The following is a 21,798-nucleotide window of genomic DNA, read 5'->3' on the forward strand; positions in this document are numbered from 1 at the left end:
GGCCCGGATGCAATTTTGAAGGAGCGACGATGGCTCAGACCCTTTCGTTCAATGGTCGTAGGCGCGTACGCAAGTTTTTCGGTAAGATTCCAGAAGTCGCAGAAATGCCGAACCTCATCGAGGTTCAGAAGGCATCGTATGATCAATTCCTGATGGTTGAAGAGCCCAAGGGCGGTCGCCCTGACGAGGGCCTTCAGGCTGTCTTCAAGTCCGTTTTCCCGATCACGGATTTCTCCGGCGCTTCGATGCTGGAGTTCGTGTCCTATGAGTTCGAACCGCCGAAGTTCGACGTTGATGAATGCCGCCAGCGCGACCTCACCTACGCCGCGCCGCTGAAGGTTACTCTCCGTCTGATCGTGTTCGATATCGATGAAGATACGGGCGCGAAGTCCATCAAGGACATCAAGGAACAGTCGGTCTACATGGGCGACATGCCGCTCATGACCAACAACGGTACGTTCATCGTCAACGGCACCGAGCGCGTTATCGTGTCTCAGATGCATCGTTCGCCGGGCGTCTTTTTCGATCACGACAAGGGCAAGAGCCATTCTTCCGGCAAGCTGCTCTTCGCTGCCCGCGTGATCCCGTATCGCGGTTCCTGGCTCGACATCGAGTTCGACGCCAAGGATATCGTCTATGCCCGTATCGACCGCCGCCGCAAGATCCCCGTAACTTCGCTGCTGATGGCGCTCGGCATGGACGGTGAAGAAATTCTGTCGACCTTCTACACGAAGTCAGACTATCAGCGCGACGGCAAGGGCTGGCGTATTCCGTTTACGCCTGAGACCCTCAAGGGTGCCAAGGCGATCACCGAAATGGTCGACGCCGATACCGGCGAAGTCGTTGTCGAAGCCGGCAAGAAGCTGACCCCGCGTCTGCTCCGCCAGCTCGCGGACAAGGGCCTGAAGGCTCTGAAGGCAACGGACGAAGATCTGTACGGCAACTACCTCGCCGAAGACATCGTCAACTACTCGACGGGTGAAATCTACCTCGAGGCCGGCGACGAGATCGACGAGAAGACGCTGCCTGTCATCCTGCAGAACGGTTTCGACGAGATCCCGGTTCTCGGCATCGACCACATCAATGTCGGCGCCTATATCCGCAACACGCTGACGGCAGACAAGAACGAGCACCGCCAGGACGCTCTGTTCGACATCTACCGCGTCATGCGTCCGGGTGAACCGCCCACAATGGACTCGGCCGAAGCCATGTTCAACTCGCTGTTCTTCGATGCGGAGCGGTACGACCTCTCCGCCGTTGGCCGCGTGAAGATGAACATGCGTCTTGATCTCGACGTCGAAGACACCGTCCGCATCTTGCGCAAGGACGACATCCTGGCCGTGGTCAAGATGCTGGTCGAACTGCGCGACGGCAAGGGCGAAATCGACGACATCGACAACCTCGGCAACCGTCGTGTTCGCTCCGTCGGCGAATTGATGGAAAACCAGTACCGTCTCGGTCTGCTCCGCATGGAGCGTGCGATCAAGGAACGTATGTCCTCGATCGAAATCGACACGGTCATGCCGCAGGATCTGATCAACGCGAAGCCGGCAGCTGCTGCCGTTCGTGAATTCTTCGGCTCCTCGCAGCTGTCGCAGTTCATGGACCAGGTGAACCCGCTTTCGGAAATCACCCACAAGCGCCGTCTATCGGCTCTTGGCCCAGGTGGTCTGACCCGCGAGCGCGCAGGCTTCGAAGTCCGCGACGTTCACCCGACCCACTACGGCCGCATTTGCCCGATCGAAACGCCGGAAGGCCCGAACATCGGTCTGATCAACTCGCTTGCGACCTTCGCCCGCGTGAACAAGTACGGCTTCATCGAAAGCCCGTACCGCCGCATCGTTGATGGCAAGGTGACGAACGACGTTCTTTACCTCTCTGCCATGGAAGAAGCGAAGTACTACGTCGCGCAGGCGAACGCCGAGCTCGGCACCGACGGTTCCTTCACCGACGAATTCGTCGTCTGCCGTCACGCCGGCGAAGTCATGCTCGCACCGCGCGACAGTATGAACCTGATGGACGTCTCGCCCAAGCAGGTCGTTTCGGTTGCTGCCGCTCTCATCCCGTTCCTGGAAAACGACGACGCCAACCGCGCTCTCATGGGCTCGAACATGCAGCGTCAGGCCGTGCCGCTGCTGCGCGCCGAAGCTCCGTTCGTCGGCACCGGCATGGAGCCGGTCGTCGCCCGCGACTCCGGTGCTGCTATCGGCGCCCGCCGCGGTGGTGTTGTCGACCAGGTGGACGCGACGCGTATCGTTATCCGTGCGACGGAAGACCTCGAAGCTGGCAAGTCCGGCGTCGATATCTACCGCCTGCAGAAGTTCCAGCGTTCGAACCAGAATACCTGCGTTAACCAGCGCCCGCTGGTCACCGTCGGTGACGAGGTCAACCGCGGCGACATCCTCGCCGACGGTCCGTCGACGGACCTGGGCGATCTGGCACTCGGCCGCAACGCGCTCGTCGCGTTCATGCCGTGGAACGGTTACAACTACGAAGACTCGATCCTGCTCTCCGAGCGTATCGTTGCTGACGACGTGTTCACCTCCATCCACATCGAAGAATTCGAAGTGATGGCGCGTGACACCAAGCTTGGTCCGGAAGAAATCACGCGCGACATTCCGAACGTATCGGAAGAAGCACTGAAAAACCTCGACGAAGCCGGTATCGTCTACATCGGCGCCGAAGTTCAGCCGGGCGATATCCTCGTCGGCAAGATCACGCCGAAGGGCGAAAGCCCCATGACGCCGGAAGAAAAACTTCTGCGCGCCATCTTCGGTGAGAAGGCTTCGGACGTTCGCGATACCTCCATGCGCATGCCGCCCGGCACCTACGGCACGATCGTCGAAGTGCGCGTCTTCAATCGCCATGGCGTTGAGAAGGACGAGCGCGCGATGGCGATCGAGCGCGAAGAGATCGAGCGTCTTGCAAAGGACCGCGACGACGAGCAGGCGATCCTCGACCGTAACGTCTACGGTCGTCTGGTCGACATGCTGCGTGGCCAGGTCGCCATTGCGGGCCCGAAGGGCTTCAAGAAGGGCACCGAGCTGGCAAACGCCGTCGTCTCCGAATACCCGCGCTCGCAGTGGTGGATGTTCGCGGTCGAAGACGAGAAGGTCCAGGGCGAACTCGAAGCTCTGCGTGGCCAGTACGACGAATCCAAGTCGCGCCTTGAGCAGCGCTTCATGGACAAGGTCGAAAAGGTCCAGCGCGGCGACGAAATGCCTCCGGGTGTCATGAAGATGGTCAAGGTCTTCGTTGCTGTGAAGCGCAAGATCCAGCCAGGCGACAAGATGGCCGGCCGTCACGGCAACAAGGGCGTCGTGTCGCGCATCGTTCCGGTCGAAGACATGCCGTTCCTGGAAGATGGCACGCACGTCGACGTCGTTCTGAACCCGCTGGGCGTGCCTTCGCGCATGAACGTCGGTCAGATCCTCGAGACCCACCTTGGTTGGGCATGCGCCGGTATGGGCCGCCAGATCGGCGACATGCTGGAAGCCTACAGGGCAAGCGGCAACATCGAGCCGCTGCGCAAGACGATCGGCGACGTTGTCGGCGACGGTCCGAAGGCCGAACAGGTCAAGGACTTCGACGATGACTCGGTCCTGCGTCTGGCTGACCAGTGGAAGCGCGGCGTTTCGATTGCAACGCCGGTCTTCGACGGTGCTCATGAAGGTGACGTCAACGAGATGCTGGCTCTGGCTGGTCTCAAGGAAAGCGGTCAGTCGACGCTGTACGACGGCCGTACCGGTGAGCAGTTCGACCGCCAGGTCACGGTTGGCTACATCTACATGCTGAAGCTGAACCACCTTGTCGACGACAAGATCCACGCCCGTTCGATCGGTCCTTACTCGCTCGTTACCCAGCAGCCGCTGGGCGGCAAGGCGCAGTTCGGCGGACAGCGCTTCGGCGAAATGGAAGTCTGGGCTCTGGAAGCATACGGTGCAGCCTACACGCTGCAGGAAATGCTGACGGTGAAGTCGGACGACGTCGCCGGCCGTACCAAGGTCTACGAAGCCATCGTCCGTGGCGACGATACGTTCGAAGCCGGTATTCCGGAAAGCTTCAACGTTCTCGTCAAGGAAATGCGCTCGCTCGGTCTCTCTGTCGAACTCGAGAATTCGAAGGTCGACGAGCAGCAGGCCGGCCAGTTGCCGGACGCCGCCGAGTAACCACCGATAGGGTGTGCGCTGCAACGCAGCGCGCACCGTTCCCGCTCTGGCCCCGTACGTGTCGGCCGGGCAGGGACGATTTCGCCGCATTCTGCGGTTATTGTCGTTTTGAGCGTTGGCGCGGCTCCCGGGATTTGCCGCCGTCCATGCAAGCTAAGGGCGCATCCGCCCATGAAGGAGACAGGCATGAACCAAGAGGTCATGAATCTTTTCAATCCGCAGGTGCCTGCACAGAACTTCGATTCCATCCGGATTTCGATTGCTTCTCCGGAGAAGATTCTTTCCTGGTCTTACGGTGAGATCAAGAAGCCGGAAACCATCAACTACCGCACGTTCAAGCCGGAACGCGACGGTCTCTTCTGCGCGCGCATCTTCGGACCGATCAAGGACTACGAGTGCCTGTGCGGCAAGTACAAGCGCATGAAGTACAAGGGCATCATCTGCGAAAAGTGCGGCGTCGAAGTCACGCTGTCGCGCGTTCGCCGTGAGCGCATGGGCCACATCGAGCTCGCAGCTCCCGTTGCCCACATCTGGTTCCTGAAGTCGCTGCCGAGCCGCATCTCGACGCTGCTCGACATGACGCTGAAGGATGTAGAGCGCGTTCTCTACTTCGAAAACTACATCGTCACCGAGCCGGGCCTCACCGCCCTCAAGGAGCACCAGCTCCTCTCGGAAGAAGAGTATATGCTGGCCGTCGACGAATATGGCGAAGACCAGTTCACGGCCATGATCGGCGCTGAGGCCATCTACGAGATGCTGGCCTCGATGAACCTCGAGAAGATCGCTGGCGATCTGCGCTCTGAGCTTGCCGACACGACGTCGGATCTCAAGCAGAAGAAGCTGATGAAGCGCCTGAAGATCGTCGAGAACTTCATGGAGTCGGGCAACCGCCCGGAATGGATGATCATGAAGGTCGTTCCGGTGATCCCGCCGGACCTGCGCCCGCTCGTTCCGCTTGATGGCGGTCGTTTCGCGACGTCGGACCTCAACGATCTCTACCGCCGCGTCATCAACCGTAACAACCGTCTGAAGCGCCTGATCGAACTGCGCGCTCCGGGCATCATCATCCGCAACGAAAAGCGCATGCTGCAGGAATCTGTGGACGCGCTCTTCGACAACGGCCGCCGTGGCCGCGTTATCACCGGCGCCAACAAGCGTCCGCTGAAGTCGCTGTCCGACATGCTCAAGGGCAAGCAGGGCCGCTTCCGTCAGAACTTGCTCGGCAAGCGCGTCGACTACTCCGGCCGTTCGGTCATCGTGACCGGTCCGGAACTGAAGCTGCATCAGTGCGGTCTTCCGAAGAAGATGGCGCTCGAGCTCTTCAAGCCGTTCATCTATGCCCGTCTCGACGCCAAGGGTTACTCCTCGACGGTCAAGCAGGCCAAGAAGCTGGTCGAAAAGGAAAAACCTGAGGTTTGGGATATCCTCGACGAGGTCATCCGCGAGCATCCCGTTCTCCTGAACCGCGCGCCGACGCTGCACCGCCTGGGCATCCAGGCCTTCGAACCTACCCTGGTCGAAGGCAAGGCTATCCAGCTGCACCCGCTCGTCTGCACGGCATTCAACGCCGACTTCGACGGCGACCAGATGGCCGTTCACGTGCCGCTGTCACTCGAAGCCCAGCTCGAAGCCCGCGTTCTGATGATGTCGACGAACAACATCCTGCACCCGGCAAACGGTGCACCGATCATCGTTCCGTCGCAGGATATGGTTCTCGGCCTCTATTACCTCTCGATCATGAATCAGAACGAGCCGGGCGAAGGCATGGCCTTCTCCGATCTCGGCGAACTGCATCATGCGCTCGAGACCAAGGTCGTGACGCTGCACACCAAGATCCGCGGTCGCTTCAAGTCGGTCGGCGAGGACGGCAAGCCGTATTCGAAGATCTACGAAACGACGCCGGGCCGTCTGCTCATTGGCGAACTTCTGCCGAAGAACGGCAAGGTGACCTTCGACATCTGCAACCAGGAAATGACCAAGAAGAACATCTCGAAGATGATCGACGCGGTCTACCGTCATTGCGGCCAGAAGGACACGGTCATTTTCTGCGACCGTATCATGCAGCTCGGCTTCAGCCATGCGTGCCGCGCCGGCATTTCGTTCGGCAAGGACGACATGGTCATTCCGGAAACCAAGGCGAAGATCGTCGGTGATACCGAAAACTTGGTGAAGGAATACGAACAGCAGTACAATGACGGCCTGATCACCCAGGGCGAAAAGTACAACAAGGTCGTCGACGCCTGGGGCAAGGCCACCGAGAAGGTCGCCGAAGACATGATGGCGCGCATCAAAGCCGTCGAATTCGACAAGACCACCGGTCGTCAGAAGCCCATGAACGCCATCTACATGATGTCGCACTCCGGCGCCCGTGGTTCTCCGAACCAGATGCGTCAGCTGGGCGGCATGCGCGGCCTCATGGCCAAGCCGTCGGGCGAAATCATCGAAACGCCGATCACGTCGAACTTCAAGGAAGGCCTGACCGTCAACGAGTACTTCAACTCGACGCACGGTGCCCGTAAGGGTCTCGCAGACACCGCCTTGAAGACCGCGAACTCCGGTTACCTGACACGCCGTCTCGTCGACGTCGCCCAGGATTGCATCGTCAACTCGGTCGATTGCGGTACCGATACCGGCCTCACCATGACTGCCATCGTCGATGCCGGTCAGGTCGTTGCCTCGCTCGGCGCGCGTATTCTCGGTCGTACGGCTCTCGACGATATCGATCATCCGGTTACGGGTGAGCGCCTCGTTGACGCCGGCAAGATGATCCTCGAACCCGATGTCATCGAGATCGAAAAGGCTGGTATCCAGTCGATCCGCATCCGTTCGGCCCTGACCTGCGAAATCCAGACCGGCGTTTGCGCGGTCTGCTACGGTCGTGACCTTGCGCGCGGCACGCCTGTCAATATGGGCGAAGCGGTCGGTGTTATCGCCGCTCAGTCGATCGGCGAGCCGGGCACGCAGCTCACCATGCGTACGTTCCACCTTGGTGGCACGGCAACCGTGGTCGACCAGTCGTTCCTGGAAGCTTCGTATGAAGGTACGGTTCAGATCAAGAACCGCAACCTGCTACGCAACTCGGATGGCAACCTCGTTGCTATGGGCCGCAACATGACCGTCCAGATCCTGGACGAACGTGGTGTCGAGCGCTCCTCGCAGCGTGTGGCCTACGGTTCGAAGCTGCACGTCGACGAAGGCGACAAGGTCAAGCGCGGCCAGCGTCTGGCAGAGTGGGACCCCTACACCCGCCCGATGATGACGGAAGTAGCCGGTACCGTTCAGTTCGAAGACGTTGTCGACGGTCTGTCGGTTCTTGAAGCGACCGACGAATCCACGGGTATCACCAAGCGTCAGGTTATCGACTGGCGTTCGACCCCGCGTGGTTCGGACCTCAAGCCGGCAATCGTCATCAAGGACGCCAGCGGCAATGTCATGAAGCTGTCCCGAGGTGGTGACGCTCGCTTCCTGCTTTCGGTCGATGCGATCCTGTCGGTCGAGCCGGGCACGAAGGTGTCTCAAGGTGACGTGCTTGCACGTTCGCCGCTCGAAAGCGCCAAGACCAAGGACATCACCGGTGGTCTGCCGCGCGTTGCCGAACTGTTCGAAGCTCGTCGTCCGAAGGACCACGCCATCATCGCTGAGATCGATGGTACGATCCGCCTCGGCCGCGACTACAAGAACAAGCGTCGCGTCATCATCGAGCCGGCGGAAGACGGTGTCGAGCCGGTCGAATACCTGATCCCGAAGGGCAAGCCCTTCCACCTTCAGGAAGGCGACTATATCGAGAAGGGTGACTACATCCTCGACGGTAACCCGGCTCCGCACGACATCCTGGCGATCAAGGGCGTCGAAGCTCTGGCTTCGTACCTGGTCAACGAAATCCAGGAAGTCTATCGCCTGCAGGGCGTTGTCATCAACGACAAGCACATCGAAGTGATTGTGCGTCAGATGCTGCAGAAGGTGGAAATCACCGATGCAGGCGACTCGACCTACATCGTCGGCGACAACGTCGACCGCATCGAGCTCGAAGACGTCAACGATGCGCTGATCGAACAGGGCAAGAAGCCTGCTTATGGCGATCCGGTTCTGCTCGGTATCACCAAGGCGTCGCTGCAGACCCCATCCTTCATCTCCGCCGCGTCCTTCCAGGAAACGACGAAGGTGCTGACGGAGGCTGCAATCGCCGGCAAGACCGACGGCCTGCAGGGTCTGAAGGAAAACGTCATCGTCGGCCGCCTGATCCCGGCCGGTACCGGTGGCACGATGACCCAGATCCGCCGCATCGCGACGTCGCGCGACGAGATGATCCTCGAAGAACGCCGCAAGGGCACGGGCGCCGATGTCGCCACCCCGATGCTGCAGGATCTCGCAGGCGAGAGCGCGCCGGCTGCCGAATAATCGGCAGTTTGGTTCTCAGAATTGAAAAGCCGCCCGGAGCGATCCGGGCGGCTTTCGTTTTTGGTTCGTTATTACTGGTGAGAGGCTCAGCTAAGCAGCGGCAATCCATGCTCCATGCCGTAGCCGAGCCGTGTGCGGGCGTGGTCGAAGCTGAGCCAGAAGAAACGGAACAGGATTGGCCCTCCGCCGCTGAACGGCGTCATTTCCCGATGCAGCCAGGTGGCGGGCTGCTTACCTTCGAGGGAAACGTGGAAGTAGTGCCGCCGGTGGCAAGTTTCGGTGCCGTCTTTGGAAAAGCGATAGTCATGGACGGCGAGCGGGGCGAGGCGAGTTGCGGGCAGGATCCCGGTCTCTTCCGAGAATTCCCGAAGTGCCGCGGCACCGACATCTTCGCCGGCCTCAACCGTACCGCCGGGAACCTGGAGCGCGACCTCGGGAAAGTCGGGCTCATCGAAAACCAGTAGCCGGTCGTGCCACGTGGCATAGATCAGCACCTTGAGCGCATTCGGCTTCATCGGGTCTCAGCTGAAGCGGATGATCGCGACTTCGCCGTCGACGGCTCCCTGGTAAGCGGAGGCGTGCGGCTCCTCTTCTGGTACCTCGGTCAGCATGCCGATCTGGTCGAGATCTGCCTCGATGAAGCCTTCCTCGGCCAGTGCGTTCAGAGCCTCGCGCACGGCGCTGTCGTCATCGGCGGCCTTGAGCATGATGTGGAGGTCGACGCCCTCGCTGTCATCGGACTGATAGCCCTTGCCGATGATGATGAAGACCATCGGGCCTTCGGAATTATTGTCGTTGTCGGGGGCAGTAATCATCGGATGTCCTTCGATTCGAGATTTGAATCTGATGTCATGCGCTTAGCGTCTGCAATCGGTGATTCCATAGCCGCTTTTTGTCGCGATGCTCAAGTTTATCTTGCCGCGCCGCAGTGAATTCGCCTAGAAGCGCCAAAAGAGCGCGGAATGACCCGGTTTCAAGGCGTTTGGCCGAAGTTTATTTCTCAAGGCCTTGACGAGACGACGGGAAACCAGTAGTACCCGCGCCATCCGGACCCATGTGAGGCATGGCCATTCGGGGCGACGCGCTCCGGAGATCACCTCAAACAAGGTCCGAAACGCACGTTGAAGATATGATGCCTGCACGCACGACGCATGTCTTTTGCGTCCTCTGCTCTCTCTGGTCCATCTGCGAAAGCGGATCGGGCCACGTTTTGCGCATTGAGACAAGCGTGTGATCTTGCCGGAGACGGCGCGAGTTACGCCCGCAAGGGATTGAGATATAAACGTAAGGGATGGTTGAATGCCTACCGTAAACCAGCTTATCCGCAAGCCGCGTCAGGCGAACGTAAAGCGTAATAAGGTTCCTGCCCTGCAGGAAAACCCGCAGAAGCGCGGCGTTTGCACCCGCGTCTACACGACGACGCCGAAGAAGCCGAACTCGGCTCTCCGTAAGGTCGCAAAGATCCGTCTGACCAACGGCTTCGAAGTCATTGGTTACATTCCCGGCGAAGGTCACAACCTTCAGGAACACTCTGTCGTCATGATCCGTGGCGGCCGCGTTAAGGACCTTCCGGGTGTCCGTTACCACATCATTCGCGGCGTTCTCGATACCCAGGGTGTCAAGAACCGCAAGCAGCGCCGTTCGAAGTACGGTGCGAAGCGTCCGAAGTAATTCGGGTTTTTAAGAAATCCGGCGCTGCGTGAGGTCCTCCGCGTGATAAAGCGCCTTAACGGTTAAGAGACGAGAAGTATGTCCAGACGTCACAGAGCAGAAAAGCGCGAGATCAACCCGGACCCGAAGTTCGGCGATCTCATCGTCACCAAGTTCATGAATGCCATCATGCTTGACGGCAAGAAGTCCGTCGCTGAAAGCATTGTCTACGGCGCATTTGACTCCGTACAGGGCAAGTCCAAGCAGGAGCCGCTCGGCGTGTTCCATCAGGCTCTGGACAACGTTGCTCCGCACGTTGAAGTCCGTTCGCGCCGCGTTGGTGGTGCTACCTATCAGGTTCCGGTCGACGTTCGTCCGGAGCGCCGTCAGGCCCTGGCCATCCGCTGGCTGATCGCTGCCGCGCGCAAGCGCAACGAAACGACCATGGTCGACCGACTGTCGGGCGAGCTTCTCGATGCATCCAACAACCGTGGTTCCGCGGTCAAGAAGCGCGAAGACACGCATAAGATGGCTGATGCCAACCGTGCGTTCTCGCATTATCGCTGGTAATCCCGAACGGGTTCGAAAGGCAGTCCACAATGGCTCGCGAATATAAAATCGAAGACTACCGAAATTTCGGTATCATGGCGCACATTGACGCCGGCAAGACGACGACGACCGAGCGTATTCTTTACTACACCGGCAAGTCCCACAAGATCGGTGAAGTGCACGACGGCGCAGCCACCATGGACTGGATGGAGCAGGAGCAGGAGCGTGGCATCACGATCACTTCCGCTGCGACCACGACCTACTGGAAGGGTCGCGACGGCAAGACGCGCCGCTTCAACATCATCGACACCCCCGGCCACGTCGACTTCACCATCGAAGTCGAGCGTTCGCTGCGCGTTCTCGACGGTGCTATTGCTCTTCTCGATGCCAACGCAGGCGTAGAGCCGCAGACGGAAACCGTCTGGCGTCAGGCTGAGAAGTACAACGTTCCGCGCATGATCTTCTGCAACAAGATGGACAAGACCGGCGCGGACTTCTACCGCTCGGTTGAGATGATCAAGACCCGTCTCGGTGCGACTGCTGTTGTCATGCAGCTGCCGATCGGCGCAGAAACAGAGTTCAAGGGTGTTGTCGACCTGATCGAGATGAATGCTCTCGTCTGGCGCGATGAATCGCTCGGCGCCCAGTGGGACGTCGTCGAAATCCCGGACGACCTGAAGGCCAAGGCTGAAGAGTATCGCGAAAAGCTGATCGAGACCGTTGTCGAGATCGACGAAGCCGCGATGGAAGCCTACCTCGAAGGCAACATGCCCGACAACGATCAGATCCGTGCGCTCGTTCGCCGCGGCACGATCGACGTCAAGTTCCACCCGATGTTCTGCGGCACGGCCTTCAAGAACAAGGGCGTTCAGCCGCTACTCGACGCCGTTGTCGACTACCTGCCGTCGCCGCTCGACATTCCGGCGATCAAGGGCATCGACTTCAAGACGGAAGCCGAAATCGAGCGTCATGCTGACGATTCCGAGCCGCTTTCGATGCTCGCGTTCAAGATCATGAACGACCCCTTCGTCGGTTCGCTGACCTTCGCGCGCATCTACTCCGGCAAGCTCGAAAAGGGTTCGTCGGTTTTGAACACGGTCAAGGACAAGCGCGAGCGTGTCGGCCGTATGCTGCAGATGCACTCGAACTCGCGCGAAGACATCGAAGAAGCCTTCGCAGGCGACATCGTTGCTCTCGCCGGCCTCAAGGAAACCACCACGGGTGACACGCTCTGCGATCCGCTGAAGCCTGTTATTCTCGAGCGCATGGAATTCCCTGAGCCGGTTATCCAAATCGCGATCGAGCCGAAGTCCAAGGGCGACCAGGAAAAGATGGGCCTCGCGCTCAACCGCCTGGCTGCTGAAGACCCGTCCTTCCGCGTTAAGACCGACCAGGAATCCGGCCAGACGATCATCGCCGGCATGGGCGAGCTTCACCTCGACATCATCGTTGACCGTATGCGTCGCGAATTCAAGGTTGAAGCAAACGTCGGTGCTCCGCAGGTTGCTTACCGCGAAACCATCACGCGCCAGCACGAGGAAGACTATACGCACAAGAAGCAGTCCGGTGGTACCGGCCAGTTCGCGCGCGTCAAGATCGTCTTCGAACCGAACCCGGAAGGCGAAGACTTCAAGTTCGAATCCAAGATCGTCGGCGGTGCTGTTCCGAAGGAATACATCCCGGGCGTTCAGAAGGGGATCGAAAGCGTTCTGTCGTCCGGCCCGTTGGCTGGCTTCCCGATGCTCGGCGTCAAGGCGACGCTCATCGACGGTGCCTTCCATGACGTCGACTCGTCGGTTCTGGCCTTCGAAATCGCCTCGCGTGCTTGCTTCCGTGAAGCAGCCAAGAAGGCCGGCGCTCAGCTGCTCGAGCCGATGATGAAGGTCGAAGTCGTAACGCCTGAAGATTACGTCGGTGACGTGATCGGCGACCTGAACTCCCGTCGTGGCCAGATCCAGGGCCAGGAAAGCCGTGGTGTAGCGGTTGTCATCAACGCCAACGTTCCGCTGGCGAACATGTTCAAGTACGTCGACAACCTGCGCTCCATGTCTCAGGGCCGCGCGCAGTACACGATGACCTTTGATCACTATTCGCCGGTCCCGTCGAACGTCGCAACGGAAATCCAGGCAAAGTATTCCGGTCAGAAGTGACCGGAATACCAATTGACCGATAACAAAAATTAGATCCCTCAGGGGACCTTAAAAGAGTGGAGAGCCCACATGGCAAAGAGTAAGTTTGAGCGCAACAAGCCGCACGTTAACATCGGCACGATCGGCCACGTTGACCACGGCAAGACGTCTCTGACGGCAGCGATCACGAAGTATTTCGGCGAGTTCAAGGCGTACGACCAGATCGACGCTGCGCCGGAAGAAAAGGCCCGCGGCATCACCATTTCGACGGCCCACGTCGAATACGAGACCCCAGCCCGCCACTATGCTCACGTTGACTGCCCCGGCCACGCCGACTACGTCAAGAACATGATCACCGGTGCGGCGCAGATGGACGGCGCGATCCTGGTTTGCTCGGCTGCTGACGGCCCGATGCCGCAGACCCGCGAGCACATCCTGCTGGCTCGCCAGGTCGGCGTTCCTGCGATTGTCGTGTTCCTCAACAAGGTCGACCAGGTTGACGATGCCGAGCTTCTCGAACTCGTCGAGCTCGAAGTGCGCGAACTGCTGTCGTCCTACGACTTCCCGGGCGACGACATTCCGGTCATCAAGGGCTCGGCTCTTGCTGCTCTGGAAGACTCGGACAAGAAGATCGGCGAAGACGCGATCCGCGAGCTGATGGCAGCCGTTGACGCCTATATCCCGACGCCTGAGCGTCCGATCGACCAGCCGTTCCTGATGCCGATCGAAGACGTGTTCTCGATCTCGGGCCGTGGTACGGTTGTGACCGGCCGCGTCGAGCGTGGCATCGTCAAGGTTGGCGAAGAAGTCGAAATCGTCGGCATCCGCCCGACCTCGAAGACGACGGTGACCGGCGTTGAAATGTTCCGCAAGCTGCTCGATCAGGGCCAGGCTGGCGACAACATCGGCGCTCTCGTTCGCGGTGTGAACCGTGACGGCGTCGAGCGTGGTCAGATCCTATGCAAGCCGGGCTCTGTCAAGCCGCACAAGAAGTTCAAGGCCGAAGCCTACATCCTGACGAAGGAAGAAGGCGGCCGTCATACGCCGTTCTTCACGAACTACCGTCCGCAGTTCTACTTCCGCACGACGGACGTGACGGGCATCGTCACGCTGCCGGAAGGCACGGAAATGGTTATGCCTGGCGACAACGTCACGGTTGACGTCGAGCTGATCGTTCCGATCGCGATGGAAGAAAAGCTGCGCTTCGCGATCCGCGAAGGCGGCCGTACCGTCGGCGCAGGCATCGTTGCCTCCATCGTCGAGTAATCTTCGCAACGGCCGCTCCACGGGAGCGGCCGGTTCGATGACAATATTATGAAGCAAGTGGCTTTGGCCGCTTGCTTATTACAGTAAAATGTTGCAAATGGCGCGCGAGCGCTATTTGCGCCCTGCTTCGCTCATCGAAGCGGGTGACTACAGCAAACAATAAGGTGGGCTGGAAGGCCTGAAGACTGGATAGGGGCACCGTAACCCGGCGCCTCTCTCGATCTTTGAAACCGGTGGTCCGCCTTAGGAATAAAAACAGCCCGTGCCTAACCGAAAGGCGCGCGGGATAACAAACACAAGGATAACGTCGAATGAACGGCCAAAATATCCGCATTCGCCTGAAGGCGTTCGATCACCGCATTCTCGACGCTTCGACGCGCGAGATCGTGTCGACGGCGAAGCGCACCGGAGCTAGTGTCCGGGGCCCCGTTCCGCTTCCGACTCGCATCGAGAAGTTTACGGTCAACCGGTCCCCACACATCGACAAGAAGAGCCGCGAGCAGTTCGAGATGCGCACGCATAAGCGCCTTCTCGACATCGTTGACCCGACACCGCAGACGGTAGACGCGCTGATGAAGCTCGATCTCGCCGCTGGTGTCGATGTTGAGATCAAGCTCTGAGCCCTGCTCGAGCTGAGTTGGAAGGATTGAACCGATGCGTTCAGGTGTGATTGCACAAAAGGTGGGCATGACCCGCGTCTACAACGACGCCGGGGAGCATGTTCCGGTAACTGTACTGCGCATGGAAGGCTGCCAGGTTGTGGCCCAGCGCACAGTGGAAAAGAACGGCTACGCCGCAGTTCAGCTCGGTGCTGGCGCGGCGAAGGTCAAGAATACGTCGAAGGCGATGCGCGGTAACTTCGCTGTCGCCAACGTCGAGCCGAAGGCCAAGCTCGCGGAATTCCGCGTCACGGAAGACAACCTCCTCGAGGTTGGCACCGAGCTCAAGGCTGGTCACTTCGCAGCTGGTCAGCTCGTCGATGTGACGGGTACGACGATCGGTAAGGGCTTTGCGGGCGCCATGAAGCGTCACGGTTTCGGCGGTCTTCGCGCCACGCACGGTGTGTCTGTTTCGCACCGCTCGCATGGTTCGACGGGTTCGCGCCAGGATCCGGGCAAGGTTTTCAAGAACAAGAAGATGGCTGGTCACATGGGCCAGACGCGCGTTACGACTCAGAACCTTGAAGTGGTTTCGACCGATGAAGATCGCGGTCTGATCCTGATCAAGGGTGCAGTACCCGGTTCCAAGGGTGCCTGGATCATTGTGCGCGACGCCGTCAAGTCGGCCGCGAAGTAAGGGAGCCAGACCAATGGAATTCAACGTCAAGACCCTCGAGGGAAAAGACGCAGGGAAGGTTTCTCTTTCTGACGCGATTTTCGGCCTCGAGCCCCGCGAAGACATTCTCGCCCGCGTCATCCGCTGGCAGCTTGCCAAGAAGCAGCAGGGCACGCACAAGGCCAAGGGCCGCGCCGAAGTATGGCGCACCGGTGCCAAGATGTACAAGCAGAAGGGTACGGGCCGCGCTCGTCACCATTCGGCTCGCGCTCCGCAGTTCCGCGGCGGTGGTAAGGCTCACGGCCCGGTTGTTCGCAGCCACGAACACGACCTTCCGAAGAAGGTTCGCGCGCTCGGCCTGCGCCTCGCTCTTTCGGCAAAGCTGAAGTCCGATGATGTCATCGTCATCGACAACCTAGTCGCTGCTGAAGCAAAGACCAAGGCACTGGCATCGACCTTCGAGACGCTCGGCCTGACCAACGCTCTCTTCATCGGTGGCGCTGAACTTGATGGCAACTTCAAGCTCGCAGCCAAGAACATCCCGAATATCGATGTTCTGCCGATCCAGGGCATCAACGTTTATGACATCGTGCGCCGCGGCAAGCTCGTGCTTTCCAAGGCAGCCGTTGAAGCTCTAGAGGAGCGTTTCAAGTGACCGATCTTCGCCACTATGATGTGATCGTCTCGCCGGCGATCACCGAAAAGTCCACTCTGGTATCGGAAAGCAACCAGGTTGTTTTCAATGTCGCCAAGACGGCGTCGAAGCCGGAAATCAAGGCTGCAGTCGAGGCGCTCTTCGGCGTCAAGGTCACGGCCGTCAACACTCTGCTCCGTAAGGGCAAGACCAGGCGTTTTCGCGGTATTGTCGGCAAGCAGAAGGACGTGAAGAAGGCTGTCGTGACTTTGGCTGAAGGCCAGACGATCGACGTCTCCACCGGTCTCTGAGGAATAAAAAGATGGCATTGAAAACATTCAATCCGACGACCCCGAGCCAGCGTCAGCTGGTCATCGTCGATCGCTCCTCGCTCTACAAGGGCAAGCCGGTCAAGGCGCTGACGGAAGGTCTGACTAAGAGCGGTGGTCGTAACAACCTCGGCCGCATCACTGCCCGCTTCATCGGCGGCGGTCACAAGCGCACTTATCGTCTGGTCGACTTCAAGCGTCGCAAGTTCGACGTCGAGGGCACCGTCGAGCGTATCGAATACGATCCGAACCGTACGGCTTTCATCGCGCTGGTGAGCTATGCTGACGGCGAGAAGGCCTATATCCTCGCTCCGCAGCGCCTTGCTGCCGGCGACAAGGTCATCGCTTCGGAAAAGGCTGTCGACGTGAAGCCCGGCAATACGATGCCGCTGCAGTTCATTCCGGTCGGCTCCATCATCCACAACGTGGAAATGAAGCCGGGCAAGGGTGGTCAGATCGCCCGCTCCGCCGGTGGTTACGCACAGCTCGTCGGCCGCGACCAGGGCATGGCGATCCTTCGCCTGAACTCCGGTGAACAGCGCCTCGTCCATGGCTCCTGCCTTGCGTCGATCGGAGCCGTCTCCAACCCTGACCACGCCAACATCAATGACGGCAAGGCCGGTCGTACTGTTTGGCGCGGCAAGCGTCCGCATAACCGCGGTGTCGTCATGAACCCGGTCGACCATCCGCACGGCGGTGGTGAAGGCCGTACCTCTGGTGGTCGTCACCCGGTAACTCCGTGGGGCAAGCCGACCAAGGGCAAGCGCACCCGGTCGAACAAGTCGACCGACAAGATGATCATGCGCTCGCGTCATCAGCGTAAGAAGTAAGAGAGGAAGTCTCCAATGGCTCGTTCAGTATGGAAAGGTCCGTTCGTTGACGGCTATCTTCTCAAGAAGGCTGAGAAGGTTCGTGAAGGCGGACGTGCAGAAGTAATCAAGATCTGGAGCCGTCGCTCCACGATCCTGCCGCAGTTCGTCGGTCTCACCTTCGGCGTCTACAACGGCAGCAAGCATGTTCCGGTCAGCGTCAATGAAGACATGGTCGGCCACAAATTCGGTGAATTCTCTCCGACCCGGACCTACTACGGTCACGGTGCGGACAAGAAGGCAAAGAGGAAGTAATCATGGGCAAGGCAAAAGCCGAACGCCGGCTGAAGGACAACGAGGCGCAAGCAGTCGCCCGTACGCTCCGCGTCAGCCCACAGAAGCTCAACCTCGTTGCTGCGGCTATCCGCGGCAAGAAGGTCGATCGTGCACTCGCTGAGCTGGAATTCTCCCGCAAGCGCATCGCAGGCGCCGTCAAGAAGACGCTCGAATCTGCGATCGCAAACGCCGAGAACAACCACGATCTCGACGTTGACACGCTGGTTGTCGCAGAAGCCTACGTAGGCAAGTCGATCGTCATGAAGCGTTTCCACGCTCGTGGCCGTGGCCGTGCATCTCGCGTCGAGAAGCCGTTCGCGCACCTCACGATCGTTGTCCGCGAAGTGCAGGCACAAGAGGAGGCCGCATAATGGGTCAGAAAATCAATCCAATCGGTTTCCGTCTTGGCATCAACCGTACCTGGGATAGCCGCTGGTTTGCGGACAATGCCGAGTACGGCCAGCTGCTGCACGAAGACCTGAAGATGCGCGAGTTCGTGATGAGCGAACTGAAGCAGGCCGGTATCGCCAAGGTGGTCATCGAGCGTCCGCACAAGAAGTGCCGCGTCACGATCCACTCGGCTCGTCCGGGCCTGATCATCGGCAAGAAGGGCGCAGACATCGACAAGCTCCGCAAGAAGCTGTCGGAGATGACGAATTCCGAAACGCACCTCAACATCGTTGAAGTTCGCAAGCCGGAAGTCGACGCTACGCTCGTCGCACAGTCGATCGCTCAGCAGCTCGAGCGTCGTGTTGCTTTCCGTCGCGCCATGAAGCGTGCCGTTCAGTCTGCAATGCGTCTTGGCGCCGAAGGCATCAAGATCACCTGCGCAGGCCGTCTCGGCGGTGCAGAAATCGCTCGTACGGAGTGGTACCGCGAAGGTCGCGTTCCGCTGCACACGCTGCGTGCTGACATCGACTATGGTACGGCTGAAGCGGAAACCGCTTTCGGCATCTGCGGCATCAAGGTTTGGATCTTCAAGGGCGAAATCCTTGAGCACGATCCGATGGCCTCCGAGCGCCGCGCACTCGAGGGTGACGCTCAGGGTCCGGCAAGCCGTGATCGCGATCGTCGCCGCGACAACGCTTAATGGCGTTGGTGGCAGATAAGTTCGGAGAATAAGAAAATGTTGCAGCCAAAGCGTACCAAGTACCGCAAGCAATTTAAGGGCCGCATCAAGGGCGTCGCCAAGGGTGGTTCAGACCTCGCCTTCGGTGAATTCGGCCTTAAGGCTCAAGAGCCGAACCGCGTCAATGCACGCGAGATCGAAGCGGCCCGCCGCGCGATCACGCGTTACATGAAGCGCGCCGGCCGTGTATGGATCCGCGTGTTCCCGGATGTTCCGGTAACCGCAAAGCCGACCGAAGTCCGTATGGGTAAGGGTAAGGGCTCTGTTGAATATTGGGCATGCAAGGTCAAGCCAGGCCGTATGATGTTCGAAATCGACGGCGTTAGCGAAGAAATCGCTCGCGAAGCGCTTCGCCTCGGCTCTGCCAAGCTCTCGGTCAAGACGCGCTTCGTACAGCGCATTGCAGAGTAAGGAGCAAGGCACATGAAAGCCGAAGAAGTTCGCGGCCTGACGGCCGATCAGCTCAAGGACAAGCTTGCCGACCTGAAGAAGGAGCAGTTCAACCTGCGCTTCCAGAAGGCCACCGGTCAGCTCGAAAAGTCCTCTCGCGTCAACGAAGTTCGCAAGGACATCGCCCGCGTGAAAACCATTGCCCGCCAGAAGGCGGCAGAAGCAAAGGCGTAAAGGAAAAGATCATGCCGAAGCGCATTCTGCAGGGCGTTGTCGTTGGCGACAAGAACGAGAAGACTGTCGTAGTTCGCGTTGAGCGTCGTTTTGCTCACCCGCTGCTCCAGAAGACCGTTCGTCGTTCCAAGAAGTACAAGGCTCACGACGAAAACAACCAGTACAAGATCGGCGATACCGTATCCATCGAGGAATGCGCGCCGATCTCGAAGGACAAGCGCTGGACGGTCGTTTCCGCCCAGGCCAAGTAAGATTTTTGCGCGAGGCCTTGCGTCTCGCGGAAATATCTGTATGAAGCAGCAAAAGAACGCTCGTCCGTCGGGCGTTCTTTTGCTTTGAGCGCACGGAAGGTCCCGTTGGGAAACCACCCTGGCACGATCGATCCCGCGCTATTCAAGCTATGCCGTGTTTTCGCCTGCTCTCGTAGCAAGCGGCCGGCTGACAATTTTCATATGCCGGGGAAGGGGGCTCGCAGCCCAACCATTCCGGTAAACCAAGAAGGCGACCTGATATGATTCAGATGCAAACAAACCTCGACGTGGCGGATAATTCCGGCGCACGTCGTGTCATGTGCATCAAGGTGCTGGGCGGCTCGAAGCGCAAGTATGCCGGGATCGGCGACGTTATCGTCGTTTCGATCAAGGAAGCGATCCCGCGTGGCCGCGTGAAGAAGGGTGACGTGATGAAGGCGGTGGTTGTTCGTACCGCCAAGGAAATCCGTCGCGTTGATGGCAGCATCATCCGTTTCGACACAAATGCAGCAGTCCTCATCGACAACAAGAAAGAGCCGATCGGCACCCGTATCTTCGGACCGGTTCCGCGCGAACTTCGCGCCAAGAACCACATGAAGATCATCTCGCTGGCTCCCGAAGTACTGTAAGGAGCGCGAACGATGCAAAAGATTCGTAAGGGCGACAAGGTCGTCATGCTCGCAGGCAAGGACAAGGGCCGCACCGGCGAAGTCCTTCAGGTTCTGCCTAAGGAAGATCGCGCCGTTGTTCGTGGCGTCAACGTTGTAAAGCGCCATCAGCGCCAGACGCAGACCCAGGAAGCCGGCATCATCAGCAAGGAAGCCTCGGTTCACTTGTCCAACGTTGCAATCATCGACAAGGACGGCAAGCCGACCCGCGTTGGTTTCAAGGTTGTTGACGGCAAGAAGGTCCGTGTGGCTAAGCGTTCTGGAGATGTGATCGATGGCTGAGGCAAAGTACGAGCCGCGGCTCAAGAAGGAATATGTTGAGCGCATCCGCGCGGCGATGCAGGAGAAGTTCTCCTTCGCCAACGAGATGATGATCCCGAAGCTCGACAAGATCGTAATCAACATGGGTGTTGGTGAAGCAACGGCTGATTCGAAGAAGCCGACTGTTGCTGCAGCTGACCTGGCTGCTATCGCTGGTCAGAAGCCGGTCATCACCCGTGCACGCAACTCCATCGCTGGCTTCAAGGTCCGCGAAGATATGCCGATCGGCGCAAAGGTTACCCTGCGCGGCGCTCGCATGTACGAGTTCCTGGACCGTCTGATCAACATCGCGCTTCCGCGCGTTCGCGACTTTCGTGGCCTGAACCCGAAAAGCTTTGACGGCCGTGGCAACTTCGCCATGGGCATCAAGGAGCACATTGTGTTCCCTGAGATCAACTACGACAAGGTTGATCAGATGTGGGGCATGGACATCATCGTTTGCACGACGGCAACGAAGGACGACGAAGCACGGGCTCTGCTGACAGAGTTCAACTTCCCGTTCCGTCAGTAACCGTAACGACGAGCGTAGAAAAGGAACCGCACATGGCGAAGACAAGCGCAGTTGAAAAGAACAAGCGCCGCCGTACTACGGTCGCCAACCAGGCCGCTAAGCGGGCTGCGTTGAAGGCGATCATCATGAACCAGGCTCTTCCGATCGAAGAGCGGTTCAAGGCCTCGATCAAGCTGGCATCCCTGCCGCGCGATGGATCCAAGACCCGCATTCGCAATCGTTGCGAAGTATCGGGCCGTCCGCGCGCATACTACCGCAAACTGCGCATGTCGCGTATCGCGCTGCGTGAACTCGGCAATCTCGGCAAGGTGCCGGGCATCGTCAAGTCGAGCTGGTAAGGAGCAGGTTAGATGACAATGACTGATCCGTTGGGCGATATGCTCACTCGCATCCGCAACGGCGCTTCTCGCCGCAAGTCGTCGGTCTCGACGCCTGCTTCGAAGCTCCGTGCACGCGTTCTCGATGTTCTGCAGTCCGAAGGCTACATCCGTGGCTATTCCGTTGTCGATTTCGGCAATGGCAAGTCGGAACTCAGCATCGAGCTCAAGTACTACGAAGGCGCATCGGTGATCCGTGAGATCGGCCGTGTGTCCAAGCCGGGCCGCCGGGTTTATGTCTCGGTCAAGTCCATTCCGCAGGTCGCGAACGGCCTCGGCATCACTATCCTTTCGACCCCGAAGGGCGTGATGGCCGATCACCAGGCTCGCGAACAGAACGTTGGTGGCGAGGTTCTTTGCTCGGTCTTCTAAG

24 protein-coding genes are annotated in these 21,798 nt (G+C 59.3%); 22 read left to right on the top strand and 2 right to left on the bottom strand.

The window, feature by feature from the left end:
* Positions 1-29 precede the first annotated feature (29 nt).
* A complete protein-coding gene (rpoB, locus tag WGT02_RS09225) occupies positions 30-4,169 on the top strand; it encodes a DNA-directed RNA polymerase subunit beta (RefSeq protein WP_024318426.1) in 4,140 nt (1,379 codons plus the stop codon).
* Between the two features lie 186 nt (positions 4,170-4,355).
* Positions 4,356-8,567 carry a DNA-directed RNA polymerase subunit beta' gene (rpoC, locus tag WGT02_RS09230; protein WP_037125792.1) on the top strand — a complete coding sequence of 1,404 codons (4,212 nt, stop codon included), beginning with the start codon at positions 4,356-4,358 and terminating at the stop codon, positions 8,565-8,567.
* An 86-nt stretch (positions 8,568-8,653) separates the two neighbouring features.
* Here the strand turns inward: rpoC and WGT02_RS09235 are convergent, their stop codons facing one another.
* Together WGT02_RS09235 and WGT02_RS09240 are read right to left on the bottom strand one after the other, a co-directional pair.
* Entirely contained in the window at positions 8,654-9,082 is a 429-nt protein-coding gene (locus tag WGT02_RS09235) for an NUDIX domain-containing protein (protein WP_208248197.1), read from the bottom strand.
* Positions 9,083-9,088: 6 nt separating this feature from the next.
* A complete protein-coding gene (locus WGT02_RS09240) occupies positions 9,089-9,382 on the bottom strand; it encodes a hypothetical protein (protein ID WP_024318423.1) in 294 nt (97 codons plus the stop codon).
* A 484-nt stretch (positions 9,383-9,866) separates the two neighbouring features.
* On the opposite strand from WGT02_RS09240, the gene rpsL reads away from it, so the two are divergent.
* The 20 genes from rpsL (at position 9,867) to rpsH (ending at position 21,797) form a co-directional block, all read left to right on the top strand.
* Positions 9,867-10,238 (top strand): 30S ribosomal protein S12, encoded by a 372-nt coding sequence (rpsL, locus tag WGT02_RS09245; RefSeq protein ID WP_003547537.1) that lies wholly within the window; start codon positions 9,867-9,869, stop codon positions 10,236-10,238.
* A 78-nt stretch (positions 10,239-10,316) separates the two neighbouring features.
* Positions 10,317-10,787 (top strand): 30S ribosomal protein S7, encoded by a 471-nt coding sequence (gene rpsG, locus WGT02_RS09250; protein WP_024318422.1) that lies wholly within the window; start codon positions 10,317-10,319, stop codon positions 10,785-10,787.
* Between the two features lie 29 nt (positions 10,788-10,816).
* Positions 10,817-12,916 carry an elongation factor G gene (gene fusA / locus WGT02_RS09255; RefSeq protein WP_024318421.1) on the top strand — a complete coding sequence of 700 codons (2,100 nt, stop codon included), beginning with the start codon at positions 10,817-10,819 and terminating at the stop codon, positions 12,914-12,916.
* A 69-nt stretch (positions 12,917-12,985) separates the two neighbouring features.
* On the top strand, positions 12,986-14,161 hold the full coding sequence (gene tuf, locus WGT02_RS09260) for an elongation factor Tu (protein ID WP_037069361.1): 1,176 nt from the start codon (positions 12,986-12,988) through the stop codon (positions 14,159-14,161).
* A 311-nt stretch (positions 14,162-14,472) separates the two neighbouring features.
* Complete coding sequence (gene rpsJ / locus WGT02_RS09265; protein ID WP_003547547.1) at positions 14,473-14,781, top strand: 30S ribosomal protein S10; 309 nt, start codon at positions 14,473-14,475, stop codon at positions 14,779-14,781.
* Between the two features lie 34 nt (positions 14,782-14,815).
* Positions 14,816-15,457, top strand: coding sequence for a 50S ribosomal protein L3 (gene rplC / locus WGT02_RS09270; protein ID WP_024314776.1), 642 nt, complete (start codon positions 14,816-14,818; stop codon positions 15,455-15,457).
* Between the two features lie 13 nt (positions 15,458-15,470).
* On the top strand, positions 15,471-16,091 hold the full coding sequence (rplD, locus tag WGT02_RS09275; RefSeq protein WP_208248195.1) for a 50S ribosomal protein L4: 621 nt from the start codon (positions 15,471-15,473) through the stop codon (positions 16,089-16,091).
* On the top strand, positions 16,088-16,381 hold the full coding sequence (locus WGT02_RS09280) for a 50S ribosomal protein L23 (RefSeq protein ID WP_208248193.1): 294 nt from the start codon (positions 16,088-16,090) through the stop codon (positions 16,379-16,381). Before rplD ends, WGT02_RS09280 begins: the two co-directional genes overlap by 4 nt.
* Positions 16,382-16,392: 11 nt before the next feature.
* The gene (rplB, locus tag WGT02_RS09285) at positions 16,393-17,229 is read left to right on the top strand and encodes a 50S ribosomal protein L2 (RefSeq protein WP_024314773.1); all 837 of its coding nucleotides are present in this window, start codon (positions 16,393-16,395) and stop codon (positions 17,227-17,229) included.
* 15 nt (positions 17,230-17,244) lie between these two features.
* The gene (rpsS, locus tag WGT02_RS09290) at positions 17,245-17,523 is read left to right on the top strand and encodes a 30S ribosomal protein S19 (RefSeq protein ID WP_007531666.1); all 279 of its coding nucleotides are present in this window, start codon (positions 17,245-17,247) and stop codon (positions 17,521-17,523) included.
* 2 nt (positions 17,524-17,525) lie between these two features.
* Positions 17,526-17,915 (top strand): 50S ribosomal protein L22, encoded by a 390-nt coding sequence (rplV, locus tag WGT02_RS09295; protein ID WP_007787740.1) that lies wholly within the window; start codon positions 17,526-17,528, stop codon positions 17,913-17,915.
* Positions 17,915-18,634, top strand: a complete 720-nt coding sequence (gene rpsC / locus WGT02_RS09300; RefSeq protein WP_208248191.1) for a 30S ribosomal protein S3 — start codon at positions 17,915-17,917, stop codon at positions 18,632-18,634. Before rplV ends, rpsC begins: the two co-directional genes overlap by 1 nt.
* Positions 18,635-18,670: 36 nt before the next feature.
* The gene (gene rplP, locus WGT02_RS09305; protein ID WP_003573792.1) at positions 18,671-19,084 is read left to right on the top strand and encodes a 50S ribosomal protein L16; all 414 of its coding nucleotides are present in this window, start codon (positions 18,671-18,673) and stop codon (positions 19,082-19,084) included.
* 12 nt (positions 19,085-19,096) lie between these two features.
* Complete coding sequence (gene rpmC / locus WGT02_RS09310) at positions 19,097-19,297, top strand: 50S ribosomal protein L29 (RefSeq protein WP_016553554.1); 201 nt, start codon at positions 19,097-19,099, stop codon at positions 19,295-19,297.
* A gap of 11 nt (positions 19,298-19,308) precedes the next feature.
* Entirely contained in the window at positions 19,309-19,548 is a 240-nt protein-coding gene (gene rpsQ / locus WGT02_RS09315) for a 30S ribosomal protein S17 (RefSeq protein WP_007787739.1), read from the top strand.
* A gap of 260 nt (positions 19,549-19,808) precedes the next feature.
* Positions 19,809-20,177 carry a 50S ribosomal protein L14 gene (gene rplN / locus WGT02_RS09320; protein ID WP_007787738.1) on the top strand — a complete coding sequence of 123 codons (369 nt, stop codon included), beginning with the start codon at positions 19,809-19,811 and terminating at the stop codon, positions 20,175-20,177.
* Between the two features lie 12 nt (positions 20,178-20,189).
* Positions 20,190-20,498, top strand: coding sequence for a 50S ribosomal protein L24 (gene rplX / locus WGT02_RS09325; protein WP_024314772.1), 309 nt, complete (start codon positions 20,190-20,192; stop codon positions 20,496-20,498).
* Positions 20,491-21,048 (top strand): 50S ribosomal protein L5, encoded by a 558-nt coding sequence (gene rplE / locus WGT02_RS09330; protein ID WP_024314771.1) that lies wholly within the window; start codon positions 20,491-20,493, stop codon positions 21,046-21,048. The genes rplX and rplE overlap by 8 nt, the downstream gene beginning before the upstream one ends.
* A gap of 32 nt (positions 21,049-21,080) precedes the next feature.
* Positions 21,081-21,386 carry a 30S ribosomal protein S14 gene (rpsN, locus tag WGT02_RS09335; RefSeq protein WP_003573787.1) on the top strand — a complete coding sequence of 102 codons (306 nt, stop codon included), beginning with the start codon at positions 21,081-21,083 and terminating at the stop codon, positions 21,384-21,386.
* A gap of 12 nt (positions 21,387-21,398) precedes the next feature.
* Positions 21,399-21,797 (top strand): 30S ribosomal protein S8, encoded by a 399-nt coding sequence (rpsH, locus tag WGT02_RS09340; protein ID WP_003547562.1) that lies wholly within the window; start codon positions 21,399-21,401, stop codon positions 21,795-21,797.
* Position 21,798 lies beyond the last annotated feature (1 nt).

The organism is Rhizobium sp. T1470, from assembly GCF_042140505.1.
GTDB lineage: Bacteria > Pseudomonadota > Alphaproteobacteria > Rhizobiales > Rhizobiaceae > Rhizobium > Rhizobium favelukesii.

Bases quoted from the DNA above. Each gene is read 5' to 3' on its own strand.
- rpoB (WP_024318426.1), top strand. From the start codon at position 30: ATGGCTCAGACCCTTTCGTTCAATGGTCGTAGGCGCGTACGCAAGTTT.
- rpoC (WP_037125792.1), top strand. From the start codon at position 4,356: ATGAACCAAGAGGTCATGAATCTTTTCAATCCGCAGGTGCCTGCACAG.
- WGT02_RS09235 (WP_208248197.1), bottom strand. From the start codon at position 9,082: ATGAAGCCGAATGCGCTCAAGGTGCTGATCTATGCCACGTGGCACGAC.
- WGT02_RS09240 (WP_024318423.1), bottom strand. From the start codon at position 9,382: ATGATTACTGCCCCCGACAACGACAATAATTCCGAAGGCCCGATGGTC.
- rpsL (WP_003547537.1), top strand. From the start codon at position 9,867: ATGCCTACCGTAAACCAGCTTATCCGCAAGCCGCGTCAGGCGAACGTA.
- rpsG (WP_024318422.1), top strand. From the start codon at position 10,317: ATGTCCAGACGTCACAGAGCAGAAAAGCGCGAGATCAACCCGGACCCG.
- fusA (WP_024318421.1), top strand. From the start codon at position 10,817: ATGGCTCGCGAATATAAAATCGAAGACTACCGAAATTTCGGTATCATG.
- tuf (WP_037069361.1), top strand. From the start codon at position 12,986: ATGGCAAAGAGTAAGTTTGAGCGCAACAAGCCGCACGTTAACATCGGC.
- rpsJ (WP_003547547.1), top strand. From the start codon at position 14,473: ATGAACGGCCAAAATATCCGCATTCGCCTGAAGGCGTTCGATCACCGC.
- rplC (WP_024314776.1), top strand. From the start codon at position 14,816: ATGCGTTCAGGTGTGATTGCACAAAAGGTGGGCATGACCCGCGTCTAC.
- rplD (WP_208248195.1), top strand. From the start codon at position 15,471: ATGGAATTCAACGTCAAGACCCTCGAGGGAAAAGACGCAGGGAAGGTT.
- rplB (WP_024314773.1), top strand. From the start codon at position 16,393: ATGGCATTGAAAACATTCAATCCGACGACCCCGAGCCAGCGTCAGCTG.
- rpsS (WP_007531666.1), top strand. From the start codon at position 17,245: ATGGCTCGTTCAGTATGGAAAGGTCCGTTCGTTGACGGCTATCTTCTC.
- rplV (WP_007787740.1), top strand. From the start codon at position 17,526: ATGGGCAAGGCAAAAGCCGAACGCCGGCTGAAGGACAACGAGGCGCAA.
- rpsC (WP_208248191.1), top strand. From the start codon at position 17,915: ATGGGTCAGAAAATCAATCCAATCGGTTTCCGTCTTGGCATCAACCGT.
- rplP (WP_003573792.1), top strand. From the start codon at position 18,671: ATGTTGCAGCCAAAGCGTACCAAGTACCGCAAGCAATTTAAGGGCCGC.
- rpmC (WP_016553554.1), top strand. From the start codon at position 19,097: ATGAAAGCCGAAGAAGTTCGCGGCCTGACGGCCGATCAGCTCAAGGAC.
- rpsQ (WP_007787739.1), top strand. From the start codon at position 19,309: ATGCCGAAGCGCATTCTGCAGGGCGTTGTCGTTGGCGACAAGAACGAG.
- rplN (WP_007787738.1), top strand. From the start codon at position 19,809: ATGATTCAGATGCAAACAAACCTCGACGTGGCGGATAATTCCGGCGCA.
- rplX (WP_024314772.1), top strand. From the start codon at position 20,190: ATGCAAAAGATTCGTAAGGGCGACAAGGTCGTCATGCTCGCAGGCAAG.
- rplE (WP_024314771.1), top strand. From the start codon at position 20,491: ATGGCTGAGGCAAAGTACGAGCCGCGGCTCAAGAAGGAATATGTTGAG.
- rpsN (WP_003573787.1), top strand. From the start codon at position 21,081: ATGGCGAAGACAAGCGCAGTTGAAAAGAACAAGCGCCGCCGTACTACG.
- rpsH (WP_003547562.1), top strand. From the start codon at position 21,399: ATGACAATGACTGATCCGTTGGGCGATATGCTCACTCGCATCCGCAAC.